The following is an 18,931-nucleotide window of genomic DNA, read 5'->3' on the forward strand; positions in this document are numbered from 1 at the left end:
TCAATTTTAACTGATAGGAGTATAGCGAACATTTTGTTCAACCACATTAGCTTTTAGCATCAAGAATTACGACGATGATTCTTTGCCATATTGTCGAGGACTCTGTCCAAACCATCGTTTAAATGCATGATTAAATGCCGCTGGTTCAGAATAACCGAGCAATTCGGCAATAACCTCTATTGAGTATTCTCTATATTCCATAAGCTTTAATGCCTTATTCTTGATAATTTGTTCACGAATTTGCTTATAACTCGTATTTAACTGTTGCAGTTGATGCCTTAATGTCCTTTCAGGCATTTTCAATGCAAAAGCTGTTTCCGCCATGCTCGGGATAATTCCTTGTTGCAACTCAAGATAATCTTGCACACATTGTATGATATGTGGAGTTTGGTGATCTTGTTGATTTAATCTTGTTATTTCTGTAATACATTTTGATTCATAAATACGATGTGTAATGATATCCGCAGAAGGGATTTTGATTTCAAGCACATCCTTGCTTAGGCTAAATGCCGCATATTTACCATTAAAATGTACATCATCGCCATAATATGCAAAATAGCGAGATAAAGTATCTGAATCAGTTGGTTTTTCAAATGGAAGTTCTATACGCATAGCGGGCATTTGTAATCCCATCATCGTATAAATATCTTGAATAAATTTATAAGTTCCTGAAACTTCACATTGGGCGCGCAACTGTCCCACTTGGGTTTTCAAATCAACAGGCAAATAATTTAAAATGGTACGTTCATCGGTTTCGTAGAGGCCTAAAGCACCAAACAAATGAGTAAGTTTTTGATATTGGATCCCTTTGTTTAACGCAGTTTGCACATCATTACTTGTTACAAGCAACATCAGCAAGGGTCCATAACCAGCTAAAGCGTAATGCTGGCCAATAAATAGACCCTTCTCAGGCTCAACATTTTCACTAATAATTTGTTGAATATCCCATTCTAGGCGATCATGAATTGTGGAGCTCGGATCTAAAGCATCAACCTTAATTCCTATACCAGCCAAACGTGAGTCGACATCAATGCCTGCATTGCGCATTCCTTGAATTAAATACATTAAACCAAGTATCGACCGTTTCATTCTTCTATCAATTTCCCTAGACTCAAATGTTTTACTATAAAGAAGAAAGAAAATTAATTGCCGAATCTATCAATTTTCACGTCGATCCAATCATGTTTAAACTGCTCAAAAAACGTTAGTCTTGCATGCAATCCTCTTTTCAGCTTATGCAGGGTTTCCAATGTTAAACGCAAAGCAAGATGCTATTCAAAAAACTAAAATCGCTATTATTGGTGCTGGATTTGGTGGCCTAGCAATGGCAATCCGTTTACTGCAAAATCAACAACAAGACTTTGTTATTTTAGAAAAATCAAATGATGTGGGCGGAACATGGCGAGAAAATCGCTATCCAGGCGCAGCATGTGATGTTCAATCTCATATGTACTCCCTCTCTTTTGCTCCCAAAACTGACTGGTCAAAACGCTATGCTGAAGCACCAGAGATTTTTCAATATATTCAAGATATTACAGAAAAATATAAGATTAAAAATTACTGTAAGTTCAACCACGATGTAACTCATATCCAATATGATGAGATGCGTCACGTGTGGACTTTAGATTTTAAAAATCAGCCTTCGATTGAAGCTCAATTTGTAGTTTTTGCATCAGGCCCCCTACACATCCCACAAATCCCTCATATTCAAGGCATCGAAAAATTCAAAGGAAAAGTTTTTCACTCTTCACAGTGGGAGCATGACTATAACCTAAACGGTAAATCAGTCGCTTCGATTGGTACAGGTGGTAGTGCAATTCAATATATTCCGGAAATAGCTAGAGATGTTAAGCAGCTCTATGTATTTCAACGGACTGCTGCTTGGGTGATACCCCGAGATGAGCGCAAATACTCAGGTTTAAGTAAAGCATTATTCAAATCTTCTAATCTTTATCGTCAAATTCATCGTAGTCGTCTTTATTGGAGTAATGAGTCGCGCGTTGTACCCATTGTTCAACCCCAAATTATGAAATATGGTCAAAAGTTGGCAGAAGCTTTCATTCGCTTCCAAGTGAAAGATAAAGAGGTGGCCAAAAAACTCACACCAGACTTTGTGATGGGATGTAAACGTATTCTTATTTCAAATAAATACTTCCCTACATTTAACCGTAAAAATGTTGAGCTACTAACGGATGGTATTCAAGAAATTAAAGAAAACAGTATCATTACTAAAGATGGTAAAGAACGGTCTATTGATTGCTTAATTTACGGTACAGGTTTTATTACTGACCCACGTATTTACTTGAAACATTTCACTTGTATTGGACGCAATCAAATCGAGTTAAAACAAGCATGGAAAGATGGTGCAGAAAGTTATTATGGCATTATGACTAAAAACTTTCCTAACCTATTCCAATTAGTCGGCCCTAATACAGTATTAGGTCATAATTCAGTTATTTTTATGATTGAATCTCAAGTAAATTACATTTTACAACTCATTCAACTCGTAGAAAAGTCTGGGCAAAAAGCAATTGAGATCAAACCAGAAGTTCAAGATGCTTTTAACGAACGGGTTCAAACTCAGCTTCAAGGGACTGTGTGGCAAGCTGGAGGCTGTAGTAGCTGGTATCAATCTGCCGATGGAAAAAACTTTTCTCTATGGCCAACCTATACATGGAAGTATTGGTTAGAAACGCGCAAAGTTAATCCTAAAGATTACTTACTCTTAAATAAAAGCGCACAGAGCTATGCAGCTTAAAGTGTTCAAGACATAATAGGTGGGTTAAAAACAATCCACCTATTATTATATGCAATCTTTTTATCTCATCATTCAAATTTTTTTAGCACTCGCTTCCGGCTATTTTCTAGCACCCAAACTATCTTTAAATATCCAAAAGTTTATTTTTAAAATACTACCCTATTTTTCTTATATTCTCTTAGCAAGTGTAGCTTTAGAATTAACGCTAGCACTTGATCAAATTGAGAATCCTTCTGCCATAGTTCCACCAGCTATAATTATTGCGCTAACCACATCTTTTGGTTCTTTTTTTACATGTTTATTGGTTTATACAATTTTTGATAAACAAAGTGTGAAAGGAAAAATCTCACTTCAACTTTTTGTAAATGCTTTAAAGAATATTGCAAAAGCCTTTCTTGCCTTGGGCGTCGGTATTCTATTAGGAGCTATCGCCACTCAATTCAATTCACATATTTCATTTAATAGTTGGTATTTATTATTACTATTTATTTTCTTAATTGGTATTGAACTTGCCTTCACTCACTTCAACCGTACATGGTTAAGCTGGAAGATCTTGATCGTACCTTTAGCCGCTTTTATAGGGTCATGTATCGCAGGCTTCATCAACTACTTTTTGCTTAACAAACATTTTGCACTGAATGAGACGTTAGCATTAGCACAAGGTTATGGTTGGTATTCAATGTCAGGTATCTTATTTACGCAATTGCGCTCGGCAGAACTAGGTGGTATCGCATTATTAACTGATTTATTTAGAGAAATTGTTGCTATATTTTTAATGTATACAATGGGATGGCGCTTTCCACGCCCTGCTATCTCGAGTGCTGGCGCAACATCAATGGATGTTACATTAGCTATGGTAAAGCAGTCATGTGGCACACATTATGTACCACATGCCATGATGAGCGGCTTATTATTAAGCCTACTCGCTCCGCTATTAATTAGCTTATTTCTAAATTTTTAAGCAATTGAAGCAAAAATAGACTTCAACATTTCTGTTGGATTTTCTGCTTTAGTAATCGGTCGACCAATGACCAAATGTGTAGAACCATCAAGCATAGCTTGATTCGGGGTCACAATACGTTTTTGGTCGTCAGCATTTGTCCCTTCTGGACGAATACCCGGTGTTACTAAAGAAAAGTCTTGTCCAATCAATTCACGAAGAATTTTAGCTTCTTGTGCAGAACAAACCACGCCATCCAAGCCACTTTCTTTAGTGAGTTTAGCTAAGCGCTTTACGTGCTCTACCGGTTCAACATCTAGACCAATATCTTTTAAATCCTCACGCCCCATTGACGTCAACACAGTAACTGCAATTAACTGAGTTTGATAATTGCCTGCTTTTAAACGCTCTACACAAGTTTCCATCATTTTACGGCCACCTGAAGCATGAACGTTGACCATCCACACTCCTAAATCAGCTGCTGCGCAAACAGCTTGAGCGGTAGTATTTGGAATATCATGAAATTTAAGATCAAGAAAAACTTCAAAGTTTTGTTCTTGAAGTTTTTTTACAACAGATGGACCTTCATGAGTAAAAAGCTCTTTACCCACTTTTACACGGCATAAAGTAGGATCAAGTTGTTCAACAATTTTTAAAGCGTCATATTGGCTTTTTGCATCTAACGCAACAATGATACTCAAGAGACTTTCTTCCATCACATAAAATCAGCATCATTATAATAGACAAGTCATCAAGTAATAAAGGAATGTATAAGGAAGGCTTTTAAATTTAGAGACAATAATGCCAAGGGGACTATTTTTTAGAAAAATAAAAAGAAGAAAATGCGAATAAATTAAGAAATATACTACTCTTTACTCGTGAATAAAGAGTAGTGTTCGAATTATAACGGAGTAGAATTTTTATCTTGGGGATAAGCATCTAAAACGGTTTTTTCATGTCTTACATTTGCAGCAGCTTCTGCTGCTGCAAATTGAGCAGTTTGAATCTGTTCTTTTCTCAAATAGTCGATATCTTTACGAAGACGTTTAATTTCCCAGCTTTTTTGAAACACTCTGAAAACTTGCACACCTAACAAAAGACCAACTACCGTTCCAAGTACTAATGTGAGTAGCAATAATAAGCCTAATCGCATAGCTGGAACTTGGGTAAATAACAAATCAACAGAAAGCTCTGTTGGATTTTGCAATACTAGTGCTAAAGAATAACCAAATACAACAATGAGCAATGCAATTAAAATATAACGCATAGGCACCCCGCTTATAAATTTTTTATTTATTTCCCGGACTCATTGACTGCATCACGCAGTGCTTTACCGGGTTTGAAATGTGGAACAGCTTTAGCTGCTACTTCTACTGATCTTCCTGTTTTAGGATTGCGACCAACTCTTGGGTCACGGTGGTGTAAAGCAAAGCTACCAAAACCACGGATTTCAATTCGATTATCAGTTGATAGTGCTTCTATCATTTGATCAATCATAATTTTAACCGCTTCTTCCACCAAAGGTTCAGCTAAGTGTGGGTTTTTTAGCGCAATGCGTTCAATCAAATCAGACTTATTAAGAGCTTCAGTAGTCATCTACGACCTCGTTATTTATTGCTACTCTATGTCGTCTGATAATAACCTGTTTAAATACAAAACGGTAGCGCAGTATGTTGAATACTAGGCTACCGTTTACAGTAATTTGTATAAAAAGTACAATTCCGTTACATGAAACTGTACTTTGTTAACCTATTACTTCATTTGTGCTTTAATCAAGTCACCAATAGTCTTAGGACCATTTTCTTGACTTGTTGTTGCTGTACGTAAAGTAGCAACTGCTTCTTTCTCTTCAGCTTCGTCTTTTGCTTTAACAGACAAGTTGATAGAGCGAGATTTACGATCAACGTTGATGATTTTCGCTTCAACTTCTTGACCAACTTCTAAGAACTTAGTTGCATCTTCAACGCGGTCACGGTTGATTTCAGAAGCTTTAAGAGTAGCTTCTACTTCGTCAGCTAACTTAACAGTTGCGCCACGAGCATCAACTGCAGTTACAGTACCTTTAACTAAAGCACCGCGTTCGTTAGCAGCTAAGAAATCATTGAACGGATCGCTGTTCAATTGCTTGATACCAAGGCTGATACGGTTACCTTCAGCGTCTACAGACAAGATAACAGCTTCAACAGTGTCACCTTTCTTGTAACGACGAATAGCTTCTTCGCCTTGCTCATTCCAAGAAATATCAGACAAGTGTACTAAACCGTCGATACCGCCGTTCAAGCCAATGAAGATACCAAAGTCAGTGATAGACTTGATAGTACCAGATACTTTTTCGCCTTTCTCATGAGCTTTAGCAAACTCTTCCCATGGGTTAGCACGAGTTTGTTTGATACCAAGGCTGATACGACGACGTTCTTCGTCAACTTCAAGAACCATAACATCAACTTCATCACCAATCTGAACAACTTTAGATGGGTGGATGTTTTTGTTAGTGTGGTCCATTTCAGAAACGTGAACTAAACCTTCAACGCCTTCAGCGATTTCAGCGAAACAACCGTAGTCAGTTAAGTTAGTTACACGAGCTTTAACGATAGAACCTTTAGGGTAACGGCTCATGATCGCTAACCATGGATCTTCGCCTAATTGCTTAAGGCCTAAAGATACGCGGTTACGCTCACGGTCAAATTTAAGTACTTTAACAGTAACTTCTTGACCAACTTCAACAACTTCTGAAGGGTGCTTGATACGTTTCCAAGCCATATCTGTGATATGGAGAAGACCATCAATACCGCCAAGATCAACGAATGCACCGTAATCAGTAAGGTTCTTGATTGTACCTGTAACTGTTTGACCTTCTTCAAGTTGAGCAAGTAATGCTTCACGGTCAGCAGAAGATTCTGCTTCCATAACAGCACGACGAGATACAACAACGTTATTACGTTTAGCATCAAGTTTGATTACTTTAAACTCTAACTCTTTACCTTCAAGGTGAGTAGTGTCACGGATAGGACGAGTGTCAACTAATGAACCTGGTAAGAATGCACGAACAGGACCGATGTCAACAGTGAAACCGCCTTTAACTTTACCAGAGATAACACCAGTAACGATTTCGCCATCTTCAAAGATTTTTTCAAGTTTAGTCCAAGTTTCAGCACGCTTAGCTTTTTCACGTGATAAAACTGTTTGACCCATACCGTTGTCAAGAGCTTCAACAACTACGTCAACAGTATCACCAACCTGAACTTCAAGTTCACGTTGTTCATTTAAAAATTCAGCACGGTCAACAATGCCTTCAGACTTTAGGCCAGTGTCAACAGTTACCCAGTCGCTATCGATGTTTACAACAACACCTTGGATGACTGCACCCTTTTCAACGTTGAGGTTTAATTCACTTTCTTCAAAGAGGGCTGCAAAAGATTCGGTCATGATATACCTGATAAATTCCGCGGTCTTGGATCAGACAAGGCCGGTTTAGTTAAGTATCAACATAGTCTTTATAGACTGATCAAGCTATGCGTCAACTGATAATTCTATTTGCTAAATGGTACGGCTATTGACATACTCAACCATTAACTTAAATACCTGATCGATCGTTAATTCCGAACTATCAATGATATAAGCGTCTTTGGCTGGCTTGAGTGGAGCAACTTCCCGCTCCATATCTCTTTTGTCGCGCGCCTGTATATTAGCTAAAATGTCGTTTATTTTAGCATCTAGGCCCATGCCCTGCAACTGTTTTACTCTTCGCTCGGCACGCGACTCAGCTGAAGCCGTTAGATAAATTTTTGCATTTGCTTCTGGGAAAATAGCTGTTGCCATATCACGCCCATCTGCAACTAAGCCAGGATTTTGTGCGAAAGCTCTTTGTCGCTCAAATAATGCCTGTCTAAGCTCTGGAATTGCTGCAACTTTCGATGCATATTCACCAACGCGTTCTGTACGAATTGTTTGGGATACATCTTCGCCATCTAGAAAAACTAGAATGCCTGCTGCGGAAGTTTCAAATTTAATATCCAGTTGACGTGCGTATTGAATGCATTCATCGAGCTGACTGTCTAATTTCTCTAATAAATCGTGTTTATGTAATGACAACCCTAATAAACGATATAAGGCACCAGAATCGAGTAAATGATATTGATAATGTGCTGCAAGTTTTGCAGCCAATGTTCCTTTACCCGAACCACTCGGACCATCAATAGTAATAATTTGAACTGTCATTGAACTCTCACTAAGAAGCAATTGCTTTAGCTAATCTCGAAAAGCCTAGTGTAATGGCTAGTTTTAGCTGTGCAAGGATTAATTTACTTACCACAGGAGCTTTTGCCGTTAGCTCGATGCGGTATGTAACTAAAGTTATATATGGGGTAATTTCAGAAAACTCGATTCGACCTAAATGATGTTTAATCAAAGGATTGTCTATTAATTTATATTCAATGCTTTTATTTTCTTCAAGCAATGTAATTTCTTCTTTAAGCGGCTTGATTGGGCCAAATCCCATACGACGAACCGAGCCCAAACCATCAGGTCTTTTAAAATCTGCCGAGTCTTTCACCCGTACAACTTGTAAAGGTGCAAAAGCAGTATTGTAAGTTGCATGTTTAGAGAGCAAGTTAAATACATCACTAATAGGAGCATTAAATTCTTTTTTTACGGTAATTACATTACGCATTGATATTCCTTATTAAATAGAATCATGGCAGTAAAATCGCGTTAGTTTGCCATAAGCTTGTGTTACTTTTTAATCATTTAGGGACGTTTTCTGTTGTTTTTCTTGTTTCTTTTGCTCGCGTCTTTGTTTAAAAAAATGACTGAGTTGTTGGGCACATTTTTCTTGTAAACAACCTTGTTCAAAGGTAAATCTGTGATTGTAATAACCATGTTGTAGTAATTGACGAGCACTTACCAATGAACCAGATTTAGGTTCTGTCGTACCAAAAACCACATGTTTGATTCTTGCATGTACTAATGCGCCTACACACATGGTGCATGGCTCAAGAGTGACATATAAAGTGGCATCTTCGGGTAATCGATAATTTTCTAATGATAAGCATGCTGCACGAATAGCTTGAATTTCTGCATGTGCAGTTGGATCTAACAAACTAATTGGAGCATTACAACCAGATCCAATCACTCGATTTTGGCTCACTACAACCGCACCAACCGGGATTTCACCCTGCTGTGCGGCTAATTCAGCTTGCTCGTAAGCAAGCTGCATCCAATATTCATCACTATATTCAGTCATGTATTTTAGGTGATCACACCGTGTTGTCTAAGTAACGCATTCCAACTATCTATTGACGTGATTGGTGGACAGTCAGCCAATATACCTCTTAGGCTTAAGTCTTCACATGGTTTCCATTCTGGTGATAGATCTTTATCAACCAAGCGTGCACGGACACCTTCTACAAAGTCTGGATGACGAATTTTCCACTCAGAAATCTGAGCTTCAAGATCAAACACTTCGTCCCAAGAATGTATTTGTTTACCCCATTGCCACAACAACCAAGTAATAGCAGCAGTACTAGGAGATCCTTTCTGTAAGTTCTCACTCGCTTGACGCAACCAATCACTGCTCGCATCACGCAAACTCACAATAGCTTGATAATCTTGCTCAAAATTAAAGCCGCGGCAAACACTATGAATCACGTCTAACGAGTTTTGTAATGGACCTGCCGCAACCGGACGATGCAAACTATTTAAAGTATCATCAATTGCGCGGAAATCCCCAGCAGGATAATGAGCCCAATTAATATTTAAAACTTTCTGCAAAACATTATCACGCTGCGCTTCACAAATATGTGTTGCCCAGCCGATGCTATATGCTCCAGCAGCCGTCATGATTGAACCAGTTAAACCTGTAAACAAACCTACTGGACCACGATCTGCCAGGAAACGGCTCGCCCCGACATCTGGATATAAACCAATATTAATCTCAGGCATTGCTAAACGAGAATATGGGGTTACTAGACGGAATGGTGCTGCCATAAACAGGCCCAAACCACCGCCCATAACGTAGCCTTCGCCCCAAACAACCACAGGTTTAGCATAATTATGTAAGAGTAAGTCTAAAGCATATTCTTGCTGAAAAAACTTATTCGCAGTATCCACTTCTTGATTTATAACAAGTTGACGCAATTTTCTAACGTCGCCACCTGCACAAAAAGCTTTTGGTGTAGTTGAATCTAACCAAATTGCTTTAACGCTCTCATCATCACGAAAATCTTCAAATACACGTAATAATGCCGTTACGATTGATTCATCTAAAGCATGCAATGATTTAGGACGATTCAATCGTACTATACGCCAGCCGTTTTTTGCTTCTTCAACCACCAAGTCCGGGTGATAGTTATTTAGATTGGGAGAGTTCATCATGCGTCCAATTGCCAGTCTATGGGCTCAATGCCATGTTGTTTCAAATATTGATTTGTTTTTGAGAACACTTTGCATCCAAAAAAACCACCTCTGTTTGCAGCAAGAGGCGATGGATGTGCAGCGGTTAAAACCAAGTGTTTATCTCTATTTATACGTTGTCCTTTGCGCTGTGCGTAAGCACCCCACAAAATAAATACTACATGTTCTCTTTGCTCATTCAGGACATCAATGACTTCATCCGTAAATGCTTCCCAACCTTGCTTTTGATGTGAAGTCGGCTGTCCAGCCTCAACGGTAAGCACGCTGTTCAGTAAAAGCACCCCTTGATTAGCCCATTTCGTTAAGTCACCATGGCGAGGGGCTGGAATACCCAAATCTGTATGCAATTCATGAAAAATATTACGTAAAGATGGTGGTAATGCAATACCTTTTTGAACAGAGAAACTTAATCCATTTGCTTGGTTTGGTCCATGATATGGATCTTGTCCAAGAATAACGACCTTCACATCAGCCAATGGTGTCGTATTTAGAGCACTAAAGATTTGTTTACTCGGCGGATATATTATTTTTTGTGCTTGTTTCTCTTGAAATAAGAAATCGCGCAAATTATCCATTTGAGGGCTTAACAAAAAAGGCGCTAAAGATATTTTCCAGCTTTCTTCTAATTGAACTTTACTGAGTTTATCTTGCTGTTGCTCAGTTAATTGCATTAATGTCATCCTAGATCAATTTTCAATTCTACAAATACAGTAATTCGATTTACACTTCGACTTGCAAATCAACTTGAGGATTATTAAATTTCATCCCTTTTTTCAAGTCTTCATACATTTGTGGATTTGCCCACTCTATCTGAATTTGTTCTGAAAAAACAATTCCATCAAGACTTAAAATCCCCATTTGTTCATTTTGAATATCTTCAATAAAGCTTTGAGCATATCCAGTATCGGTCTCATGGACAATAACTGAATAAACCTCAACATCACCTTCCCCATTTTGAGTAATTGTTGATTGCAAAACTTGCTGAGCTAGATAAAAGAAAATACGAGAGAATTGTTCAGCCGATGGCGAAACAGGTAAAGAAATCCAACGAGCACTAAAAGTCTGACAAGCATCAATATATTGAGAATCATCTTTTTCCCAAAAACAGATTGCATGATCAAAGCTATCGATAAGGTCTTTTATTACCCCTTTTAAAAGCCCAAAATCATAAACCATTTGTCCATGATCTAATTTCGAAGCTTTAAGCAATAATTCGACTTTATAGCTATGTCCATGAATTGATCGCTTACAACGATCCGATGTACAGTTACGTACAACATGTGCATTTTCAAACTTAAATAACTTACGAATTAACATGTGCCAAATCGATCATTCCTTCTAGGAACATTATTATAAAGCAAAAGACGAAAACTTCGCACCACTTTTCAATTAGAAACAATTAGCGAAAAGTATGATAAGACTTGTGAAGAAATATTGAAGATAAATATATAGAAAATTTATCTTTATTCTATATAGCCATGAGAGAAGTTTCTAACCATGACTTTCCAATAATATACTCAAAACAAATAAATCAAAACTTTTCAACTAGTTAAATGGTGACATATTTCTAGAATAAACATAAACCTGCTTATCATTACGCATTAGTGCGCTTGTAAATTGTCTTTTCCGATTATTTAGCACAACCTCAATTTGTGCTTGAAAAAAACTCGACTTTACACCTAACAGACTATTCACCTCAGTTCTATTTTGAGTATCAACTGTTGAAAAAGCATTCAGTTGCCATAATTCATCAACATTTTGAAAGAATTTTAAATTTTGTTGGCGCGTCTGAAGTTCTTTTTCTATCGCCCCTAAATCTAATTTTTGATCCATACTCGCTAAGACTAATGCTGGGGCCGTATTAATATTCACTTTTGTATTTTCGGGCAAGGCAGAAATATAGGGAGCAATTAAGTCATATTTCTTACCATCAAAACCTCTTACTAATTTTAACTCTTCAATACGATGAAATTTAGCATTTGACGCTAAATAGCTAGGATCAAGGCCTTCGTAATAACTGCTTTCTGCTCCCATAGGGCCCGATGGCTCGTCATCTGGATCTTGCCAATCGATAACAGCTTGACTTAGTTCAGCTGGTAAGCCAACACGTATAAGTAATCGCTCAAACCATTTTTTAGCACCTTCATTTACCTTACCGTCATTCGTCGTCAAATTGTTTAGGTTAAATTTGCCTGACTCATCTAGTAAACGTCCTGACACCAATCCATCTTCTATCGGAAAAGGTGGCATCGGCTGTGCCCACGTTTCTTTTAAATGATCAACGCCGCCAGCATTGTTTGAATCTTGAATTAATAACTCAGAAAAAAAAGCTTCTGCACTTTTAGCATAAAGTAGCGACTGATTTTGACGCATTAAATAGCCAGTATTTTCCATCGTATTGCTTTGATGCTTTGCAATAGAAGCAGCTAAAATTGTAGCCAATGCAACCATAATTAAAATTGTGAGTAACGCGATACCTTGCTGATTTTTTTTATAGAGTAACATTTATTGCCCCCCTTGCTTTAAGAGCGATAAATTCCCTTGATTTAAGCTATAAATCCACTCATAACTGACACTGGCAATTGTGAGTTGTATTTTTATTCCTTTTGGCAACTTTCTAAATTCTTCAGGTTTTGTGGGATCAATATTAATTTCTGGCCACTTTGTCACTTCTTGGGGCGTCAACACGATAATTTGAAATTGTTCGACCTGATTCAACAAGGTACTAGATAAGGGCTGCTCTCTATTTGAAGTATTTAAATTGCTATATTTAAGACGATAAAGCTTTTTTTGATCAGGATCATATTTATATTCAATACGCTCAAAAGGTGATAAGCCTTGCTTTAAGGGATCCGTAACCCCAGCCTTACTAAAGCGAAGAACTTGGTTATCAAGCTCTAATGCTGGATGGAGCTGTCCACCTTGATTTGCCGATAAAGGTATAATTTGCAAAGTATCTCGCAAAATTTGTTGATACGCATCTTGTAATTCAAATAGCTGCACTTCATGTTGAGCATTACGATCACGGACTTTTAATAAATAATCAAAAATCTTCCAACCTAACAAAGAAAGAACAGCAAAAATTGCAATTGCGACTAATAGCTCAACTAAAGTAAATCCTGAGGCACGAGTTAATCGAGCACTGCTCGATCGTGCCGTAAGACGAGAAACTGTGTTTCGAGTGTGAGAGTCTTTAAAGCGAAGCTTTGTCTGAGCGCAAGACGAAGAGCTTTGCTCGGAGTAACCCTTCATCATTTGCTCCGATTGTGCCGCAAGACGTGAAGCTGGACTTATCGAGCGAAAACATTTATTTCTTATCATTATTTTGCTTTCATTGGATAATTAAAAAATACCAAATGGGTAATACCATTTTGAACTTTCCCTTTATCAGAATCATATAAGCTAATTTGCAAGTCTACTTTCTGAACATTGGGACTAACTGTGGACTCAGCAGATTTATCAATCTGCCAAGTTTCACCTTGAGAAGTAACCTGCTTACTTTGAGTGCCTTGAAGCCACTCTTGATTTATCTCCATTAAGGCGACTTCATTCATTGCCACAAACTGAGCTTTTGTTCTAAGAATTGCATTTGAGGTAGATTGGGTATATTGCATGGCCACTTTAGTTAACGCGACAGCAGCTACTGCAAAAATGGCTAAAGCTACCATTACTTCTAATAGAGTAAAGCCTTTAGATTTCATTTATTTTACCCAAATGATCAATTTGTATTTCTGAACCAATTGGTTTTTGTTCAAAGTAAAACTGTATTTTAACTGTTTTAGCTTCACCATTTCCAAACCAGATTAATTGGGGAGCCTGCCCTCCAACTAAATCTGTATTCGTAGCTTTTGAATAGGTTTGACCATCTAGAGGTTGTACTGTAAACGATACATGTTTAGGTAATTGGCGCGTAGTAAATTCTGGATATTTTTGCCAACGATTTTTTAAATCTTGTACCTGTAATTTACTCTGATCGTGGTATTCATAGAGCTCATAGGAAAATGGAGAAACGTCAGTCTCACTGAGCGTAGATAAAGCTAAAACACGAGATTGATCAAGTGACTCTTTACCAATTTTATGTGCATCAAGCAAAAATAACTCTCTTGCTTGCATCGCTTTCTTTTGGTCAACCCCACCTATATTGAGTACAACAAGAGAGGTCATAATCGTCATAATAACAATCACCACCATCACTTCAATGAGGGTAAAACCTTTTTGTGATTTAGGCGGTGATTGAGATTTCATATCGACCTATTTAAGCATATTGTTCGACAGCGTGTTTAGGTAAGGCTAATGCCTGATCAATATAAGCCACTCTTAACGTGTCCCTTGAACCTAAATACCGTTGGTAAAAACTTGAGTTGAGAATAGCTGCTGCACCATGAGTTAACGACCAAATAGATGCCAGATAATCTCGAGTTGTCATATTGCTTTGAATTGATTCTAAATAGTGATCTGTCATGCGAATGATAATTCGTAACCGCTGTTTACGCACTTGATAAAGCTCATTAAAAAGGTGGTGTACCCCTTGAGCTGTAATCGAAAGTTTTTCCTCAATTTGATGAAATAAAACTGTCCGTTCAGGATGATGTAAATGATGCAGCATAAAAAAGGCCAAATGTTCTGGAAAGGCCTTTTCAGTATCTTGAACCATTTCGAGTAACATACGTTCATTACGGATAATCAATAGCATGTACAACTCATCTTTACTTTGAAAGTGTTTGTACAAAGTACCTTTTGCTAAATCAAGCTCAGCAGCCAAGACATCAAGTGTCATTCCAGCTTCGCCATTTTCTAGCAATAATTGCTCAGCAACCTGAAATATTAATACTTCTCTTGCTCGGAACTGAGCCTGACGATCCATCTTCACGCAATTACTCTCTTATATAGTTTCTATAACTTAAATCGCTTTTAGCAAGTTCTCAAAATTTTGTGAGGTGATCATGGCAATTTCCTCAACCGATTTATCATATACATCGCTGAGCGCTTTGGCTACATAAGGCACATATTTTGGCTCATTTGTTTTACCGCGATATGGCACAGGTGCTAAATAAGGGCTATCTGTTTCAATTAAAAGTCGATCTAATGGAACTTGTTTAGCTACATCACGCAAGTCTTGTGCATTTTTAAATGACACAATACCTGAAAAAGAAATGTAATAACCACAATCCAGCACAGCCTTTGCTGTTTCCCAATCTTCGGTAAAACAATGCAAAATTCCATGGGTGGAGTGTTCAGCACGGATAATATCTACCGTATCATGCTTTGCTGAACGCGTATGAACGACAACTGGTTTTTTTACAATTTTCGAAGCTTGGATATGTCTTGCAAAACATGCTTTTTGCTCTTCAATAAAATCTGTACTGTGATAATAGTCCAGTCCAGTTTCACCTAAAGCCCATACTTTTTCCGACTGAGCCAATTCAATCAAGTGCTCGGTCGTTGCACGTGCCATTGTATCGACATCCTCACAAGGATGGACCCCTACCGTATAACCAACGTCTTCATGTCTCTTTGCAATTTCTGCTAGTGCAATGTGGTCATCAAGATCAACGGATATTGCCATAAATTTAGACACACCTTCTGCTCGCGCTGCTGCGAGCGCAAGATCCAGATCACCGTTATAAGGCGTTAAATCTAACATCGTTAAATGGCAATGCGTATCAACAAACACTTTTCTATCCTATTTGATTACATGGTATAACTTGGACGATCTAGAGACATACTACCAGCCAAAACTCTTTCTGCCTCAGCTTTATAGTAAATTCCCTTATCTCCACTTAATTGAATAGCAAAACCTTGAGGTTTAAATCCACTTTGCTTGTGCGATATCCAAATCACCTTACCAGTGAGAGGAATTTTTTGAGACTGCTCAGGCAAAGTAGCTAAAATGAAAATTTCTTGTCCCATCTTTACCTTTTGTTTTGATGGTACAAATAGGCCTCCATCTTGCACATATCCCATATAGCTTGCTTGCAAAGTAGCTCTATCAGGAATATTTACCTGAATAATCCCCCCCATTTGTGGCTGCATAATCTTCCCCCTTAAATATTCATTAACGTTATAAACAATTGATCTATAATAAGTTGACTTTGTACATTTTGCTCAACAAGTTTTTTTGCTTGTTGTAGTTCACTATAAATATTAAATAAGCTTTCTAAGTCATAATATGGACTTAATTGATCAAAATCTAAATCTGTATTTTTCTGTGGTTGATTTAGCTTGACACAAATCAAATCCCCCAACAAGTACTCAAAAAGTACGATAAAATCGCTAAAACTTAATTCTTTTTGCCATTTTCCTGAGAAAAATAAAGGCATATTTTTTTGAGCTACAATTTTTAGCCAATCATTTAAGAAAGTCTGTCGTTTAGCAAACCAATCACTTTTTGCAATTTCTATTGCTTGTAAAGGCATATCATTAGATAGACCAAGTAATAAATCAGGTTGTACTTCTGCAATTTCAGATAAATGCTCATTCAAATATGAAGTAGCCTGTTCATATGAAATGCGATCTAAAGCAAAATGCTGCAATCGACTACGAATAGTGGCTGGTAATTTAAGGTAGTGATCAGCCAATAAAATTAAAACAACACGTTCGCCGGGTTCTTCTAAAGTTTTTAATAACGCATTTGAGGATGCCAAGTTAAGAGCTTCAGCAGGCTCAATAAGAATAACTCGCCAACCTTCTCCTGTTTGTTGCACGAAAGGCAGTAAATCTCGAATCTTTTCGATTTTTATTTTTGCATTCTGCTTTTTATTTTCTTCGTCTGTTGTGATATGGACATAATTTGGATGAGTATCCGATTTTAACCATTGGCAGCTACTACACTCACCACAAGCCCCATGAGGCTGTTTATTGAGACAAAGCACCCACGCCAAAAAATGCTTAGCAAAAGCATGTTTCCCACAGCCTTCCTTGCCATAGAATAATAGGCCATGTCCAATATTGGGAAACCTTGTTGTTAAGGTATCCCATGTTATTTTCTGCCAAGGATAAACCTTTGAAGTTACATTCGGATTCATTAAAAATTAACGCTTATTCAAAAGATTCGACAGGCATATTATTTAAGCGATCAAGATCAGCTTGAGTGTCCACACCAGGTGGTAAATTTGCTTCGGCGACAGCAATCGCAATACGATGTCCATTTTCTAAAACACGTAATTGTTCAAGACTTTCTAATTTTTCAAGCTTACCCATATCCCAGGTCACATATTCTTGCAATAAGCTCACTCGATACGCATATAAACCCAAATGACGAAATGCTTGTGTATGTAAAGTCGGTTCATCATGCTTAGCCCCATCCCGATCATAAGGAATAGTTGCTCGGCTAAAATATAAAGCTTCATTTTGTTTAGACATGACTACTTTTACAATGCTATCGCGCTGAAATTCATCTACGGTATGAATAGACTCGCACAATGTCGACATTGAACAATTTGGTTTATCAACCAAAAGTTTTGCAACTTGTTGAACAAGTTGGGCTGGTAATAAAGGTTCATCTCCCTGAACATTTACAATAATGTCATTAGCATCCCAACCTTTAATACGCGCAACTTCGCTTAATCGGTCTGTTCCTGATGGATGATCAGGACTCGTGAGAACAACATCTACACCATCTGCACGGCAAATCTCAGCAATACGCTCATCATCTGTCGCCACGCATAAATCATCAAAGCCTTCGACTTTTTTGGCTTGATCCACTACACGTAAAATCATAGGACGGTCATGAATAAGCAACAATGGTTTACCTGGCAAACGCGAACTTGCGAAGCGTGCTGGAATGACGATGTGTTTCATTTTTTCTTCCTAAGATAATTGGATATCAAGTTGTTGCAGTTGCTGCTTTAAAACCTGATAACACTCTACAGACAGGATAGCTTTAACAGGAACAACCCAAATAGGCTGTTTAAATTCCGGATGTTTTTCAAGCAATGGCAATAATTTAACTGCATCTTTTTCAGTTGTAATCAGTGGCAGTTCATCATTAAAAATTAAATCATTGATTGAGTAATCATGATGATCACGAAACGCATGTTCTTGAAATTGTTTTAGGCCTAAATCTTTAAGCGTTTGATAAAAACGCTGTGGAAAGCCAATACCCACTACAGCATGATAATTACGTTGAGGATTAAAACCATGTTCAGCTATTGACGAAGGATTGAGTAAATATGGCTGTCCAGTCTCAAGATGCATATTTAATTCTGTAGTTGGTTTATATGCATGTTCAATTACTGTTCCAGTTTCTAAACGTTCAACTGGCTCTCTCAAATATCCTTCAGGTAATAGTTTTTTATTTCCTAAACCACGATTTTGGTCGAGTACAATCCATTCGATTTGTCGTCTCAATGCCCAATGTTGCAATCCATCATCACTAATAATTAAATCTAGTTTTGTCGATGCTAATAATAACTCGATTGCCGCTTGTCTATTAGGACCCACTGCCATTGGAACACTTGTCGATTGAACAATTAAGGCTGGCTCATCTCCAACCTGAGCCGCTTGAGCACCCGAAGTAACCAACATAGGAAAAGGACCAGCTCCACCATAGCCCCGGCTAATTACCCCAACTTTGACATTATGCTGTTGTAGATAATCCACCAGTTGTATTAATAATGGAGTTTTCCCACTCCCGCCCACGGTAATATTACCAATCACCATGACAGGTACAGGTGCTTTATAGACTTTCTTTAAACCAGTAGTATAAATATTACGATTTAATAGAAACCCAGCACGATACAAACAAGATAATGGACGTAAAGCAATCAACCAACGCGATTGCTTATTCCATGCATTCTGGATCAGCTGGGCCAATGACATGC

The 18,931-nt window shown here is 37.8% G+C and carries 23 protein-coding genes; 2 read left to right on the top strand and 21 right to left on the bottom strand.

All coding sequences use genetic code 11. From position 1 onward, the window contains the following. Positions 1–66: 66 nt before the first annotated feature. Positions 67–1,089, bottom strand: a complete 1,023-nt coding sequence (locus WA249_RS02120) for a helix-turn-helix domain-containing protein (protein WP_336166236.1) — start codon at positions 1,087–1,089, stop codon at positions 67–69. Between the two features lie 121 nt (positions 1,090–1,210). On the opposite strand from WA249_RS02120, the gene WA249_RS02125 reads away from it, so the two are divergent. Together WA249_RS02125 and WA249_RS02130 are read left to right on the top strand one after the other, a co-directional pair. Beyond that, positions 1,211–2,758 (top strand): flavin-containing monooxygenase, encoded by a 1,548-nt coding sequence (locus WA249_RS02125; RefSeq protein WP_336166238.1) that lies wholly within the window; start codon positions 1,211–1,213, stop codon positions 2,756–2,758. Between the two features lie 49 nt (positions 2,759–2,807). Next, positions 2,808–3,719 carry a lysine exporter LysO family protein gene (locus WA249_RS02130; protein ID WP_336166240.1) on the top strand — a complete coding sequence of 304 codons (912 nt, stop codon included), beginning with the start codon at positions 2,808–2,810 and terminating at the stop codon, positions 3,717–3,719. Here WA249_RS02130 and pyrF read toward each other — a convergent pair. The 20 genes from pyrF to lpxK form a co-directional block, all read right to left on the bottom strand. Beyond that, the gene (gene pyrF, locus WA249_RS02135; RefSeq protein WP_336166242.1) at positions 3,716–4,414 is read right to left on the bottom strand and encodes an orotidine-5'-phosphate decarboxylase; all 699 of its coding nucleotides are present in this window, start codon (positions 4,412–4,414) and stop codon (positions 3,716–3,718) included. The two genes, WA249_RS02130 and pyrF, sit on opposite strands and share 4 nt — an antisense overlap. A 185-nt stretch (positions 4,415–4,599) precedes the next feature. Next, a complete protein-coding gene (locus WA249_RS02140; protein ID WP_336166243.1) occupies positions 4,600–4,965 on the bottom strand; it encodes a lipopolysaccharide assembly protein LapA domain-containing protein in 366 nt (121 codons plus the stop codon). 26 nt (positions 4,966–4,991) lie between these two features. Continuing rightward, complete coding sequence (locus tag WA249_RS02145) at positions 4,992–5,294, bottom strand: integration host factor subunit beta (protein WP_003651488.1); 303 nt, start codon at positions 5,292–5,294, stop codon at positions 4,992–4,994. A 156-nt stretch (positions 5,295–5,450) separates the two neighbouring features. Then, the gene (gene rpsA, locus WA249_RS02150; RefSeq protein WP_005041073.1) at positions 5,451–7,124 is read right to left on the bottom strand and encodes a 30S ribosomal protein S1; all 1,674 of its coding nucleotides are present in this window, start codon (positions 7,122–7,124) and stop codon (positions 5,451–5,453) included. Positions 7,125–7,235: 111 nt separating this feature from the next. After that, the gene (gene cmk, locus WA249_RS02155) at positions 7,236–7,916 is read right to left on the bottom strand and encodes a (d)CMP kinase (protein ID WP_252608350.1); all 681 of its coding nucleotides are present in this window, start codon (positions 7,914–7,916) and stop codon (positions 7,236–7,238) included. 10 nt (positions 7,917–7,926) lie between these two features. After that, entirely contained in the window at positions 7,927–8,367 is a 441-nt protein-coding gene (locus tag WA249_RS02160; protein WP_336166245.1) for an SRPBCC family protein, read from the bottom strand. A gap of 69 nt (positions 8,368–8,436) precedes the next feature. Next, positions 8,437–8,940, bottom strand: a complete 504-nt coding sequence (gene tadA / locus WA249_RS02165) for a tRNA adenosine(34) deaminase TadA (protein ID WP_336166246.1) — start codon at positions 8,938–8,940, stop codon at positions 8,437–8,439. Between the two features lie 5 nt (positions 8,941–8,945). After that, positions 8,946–10,070 (bottom strand): enoyl-CoA hydratase/isomerase family protein, encoded by a 1,125-nt coding sequence (locus WA249_RS02170; RefSeq protein WP_336166247.1) that lies wholly within the window; start codon positions 10,068–10,070, stop codon positions 8,946–8,948. Then, positions 10,067–10,780, bottom strand: a complete 714-nt coding sequence (ung, locus tag WA249_RS02175) for a uracil-DNA glycosylase (RefSeq protein ID WP_336166248.1) — start codon at positions 10,778–10,780, stop codon at positions 10,067–10,069. Before ung ends, WA249_RS02170 begins: the two co-directional genes overlap by 4 nt. 49 nt (positions 10,781–10,829) lie before the next feature. Further along, positions 10,830–11,426, bottom strand: coding sequence for a 6-pyruvoyl trahydropterin synthase family protein (locus tag WA249_RS02180; RefSeq protein WP_003651480.1), 597 nt, complete (start codon positions 11,424–11,426; stop codon positions 10,830–10,832). 228 nt (positions 11,427–11,654) lie between these two features. Then, on the bottom strand, positions 11,655–12,614 hold the full coding sequence (gene gspK, locus WA249_RS02185; protein ID WP_336166249.1) for a type II secretion system minor pseudopilin GspK: 960 nt from the start codon (positions 12,612–12,614) through the stop codon (positions 11,655–11,657). Next, complete coding sequence (gene gspJ, locus WA249_RS02190) at positions 12,615–13,430, bottom strand: type II secretion system minor pseudopilin GspJ (protein ID WP_336166251.1); 816 nt, start codon at positions 13,428–13,430, stop codon at positions 12,615–12,617. Further along, positions 13,430–13,810: a type II secretion system minor pseudopilin GspI gene (gspI, locus tag WA249_RS02195; RefSeq protein WP_004792732.1), complete on the bottom strand. Its 381-nt coding sequence runs from the start codon at positions 13,808–13,810 to the stop codon at positions 13,430–13,432. Before gspI ends, gspJ begins: the two co-directional genes overlap by 1 nt. Further along, positions 13,800–14,354, bottom strand: a complete 555-nt coding sequence (locus WA249_RS02200; RefSeq protein WP_016138304.1) for a type II secretion system protein — start codon at positions 14,352–14,354, stop codon at positions 13,800–13,802. Before WA249_RS02200 ends, gspI begins: the two co-directional genes overlap by 11 nt. A 10-nt stretch (positions 14,355–14,364) precedes the next feature. Then, positions 14,365–14,973: a TetR/AcrR family transcriptional regulator gene (locus WA249_RS02205; RefSeq protein ID WP_336166453.1), complete on the bottom strand. Its 609-nt coding sequence runs from the start codon at positions 14,971–14,973 to the stop codon at positions 14,365–14,367. Between the two features lie 36 nt (positions 14,974–15,009). Then, entirely contained in the window at positions 15,010–15,783 is a 774-nt protein-coding gene (locus tag WA249_RS02210) for a TatD family hydrolase (protein WP_309950559.1), read from the bottom strand. 17 nt (positions 15,784–15,800) lie between these two features. Next, complete coding sequence (locus tag WA249_RS02215) at positions 15,801–16,142, bottom strand: PilZ domain-containing protein (RefSeq protein ID WP_336166257.1); 342 nt, start codon at positions 16,140–16,142, stop codon at positions 15,801–15,803. 11 nt (positions 16,143–16,153) lie between these two features. Beyond that, entirely contained in the window at positions 16,154–17,134 is a 981-nt protein-coding gene (locus WA249_RS02220) for a DNA polymerase III subunit delta' (protein ID WP_336166259.1), read from the bottom strand. A 13-nt stretch (positions 17,135–17,147) separates the two neighbouring features. After that, positions 17,148–17,909, bottom strand: coding sequence for a 3-deoxy-manno-octulosonate cytidylyltransferase (gene kdsB / locus WA249_RS02225; RefSeq protein WP_336166261.1), 762 nt, complete (start codon positions 17,907–17,909; stop codon positions 17,148–17,150). A gap of 9 nt (positions 17,910–17,918) precedes the next feature. Then, positions 17,919–18,929, bottom strand: coding sequence for a tetraacyldisaccharide 4'-kinase (lpxK, locus tag WA249_RS02230; RefSeq protein ID WP_336166263.1), 1,011 nt, complete (start codon positions 18,927–18,929; stop codon positions 17,919–17,921). Positions 18,930–18,931: the final 2 nt, after the last annotated feature.

This window comes from Acinetobacter sp. 161(2023), from assembly GCF_037027805.1.
In the GTDB taxonomy this organism is placed as follows: Bacteria; Pseudomonadota; Gammaproteobacteria; order Pseudomonadales; family Moraxellaceae; genus Acinetobacter.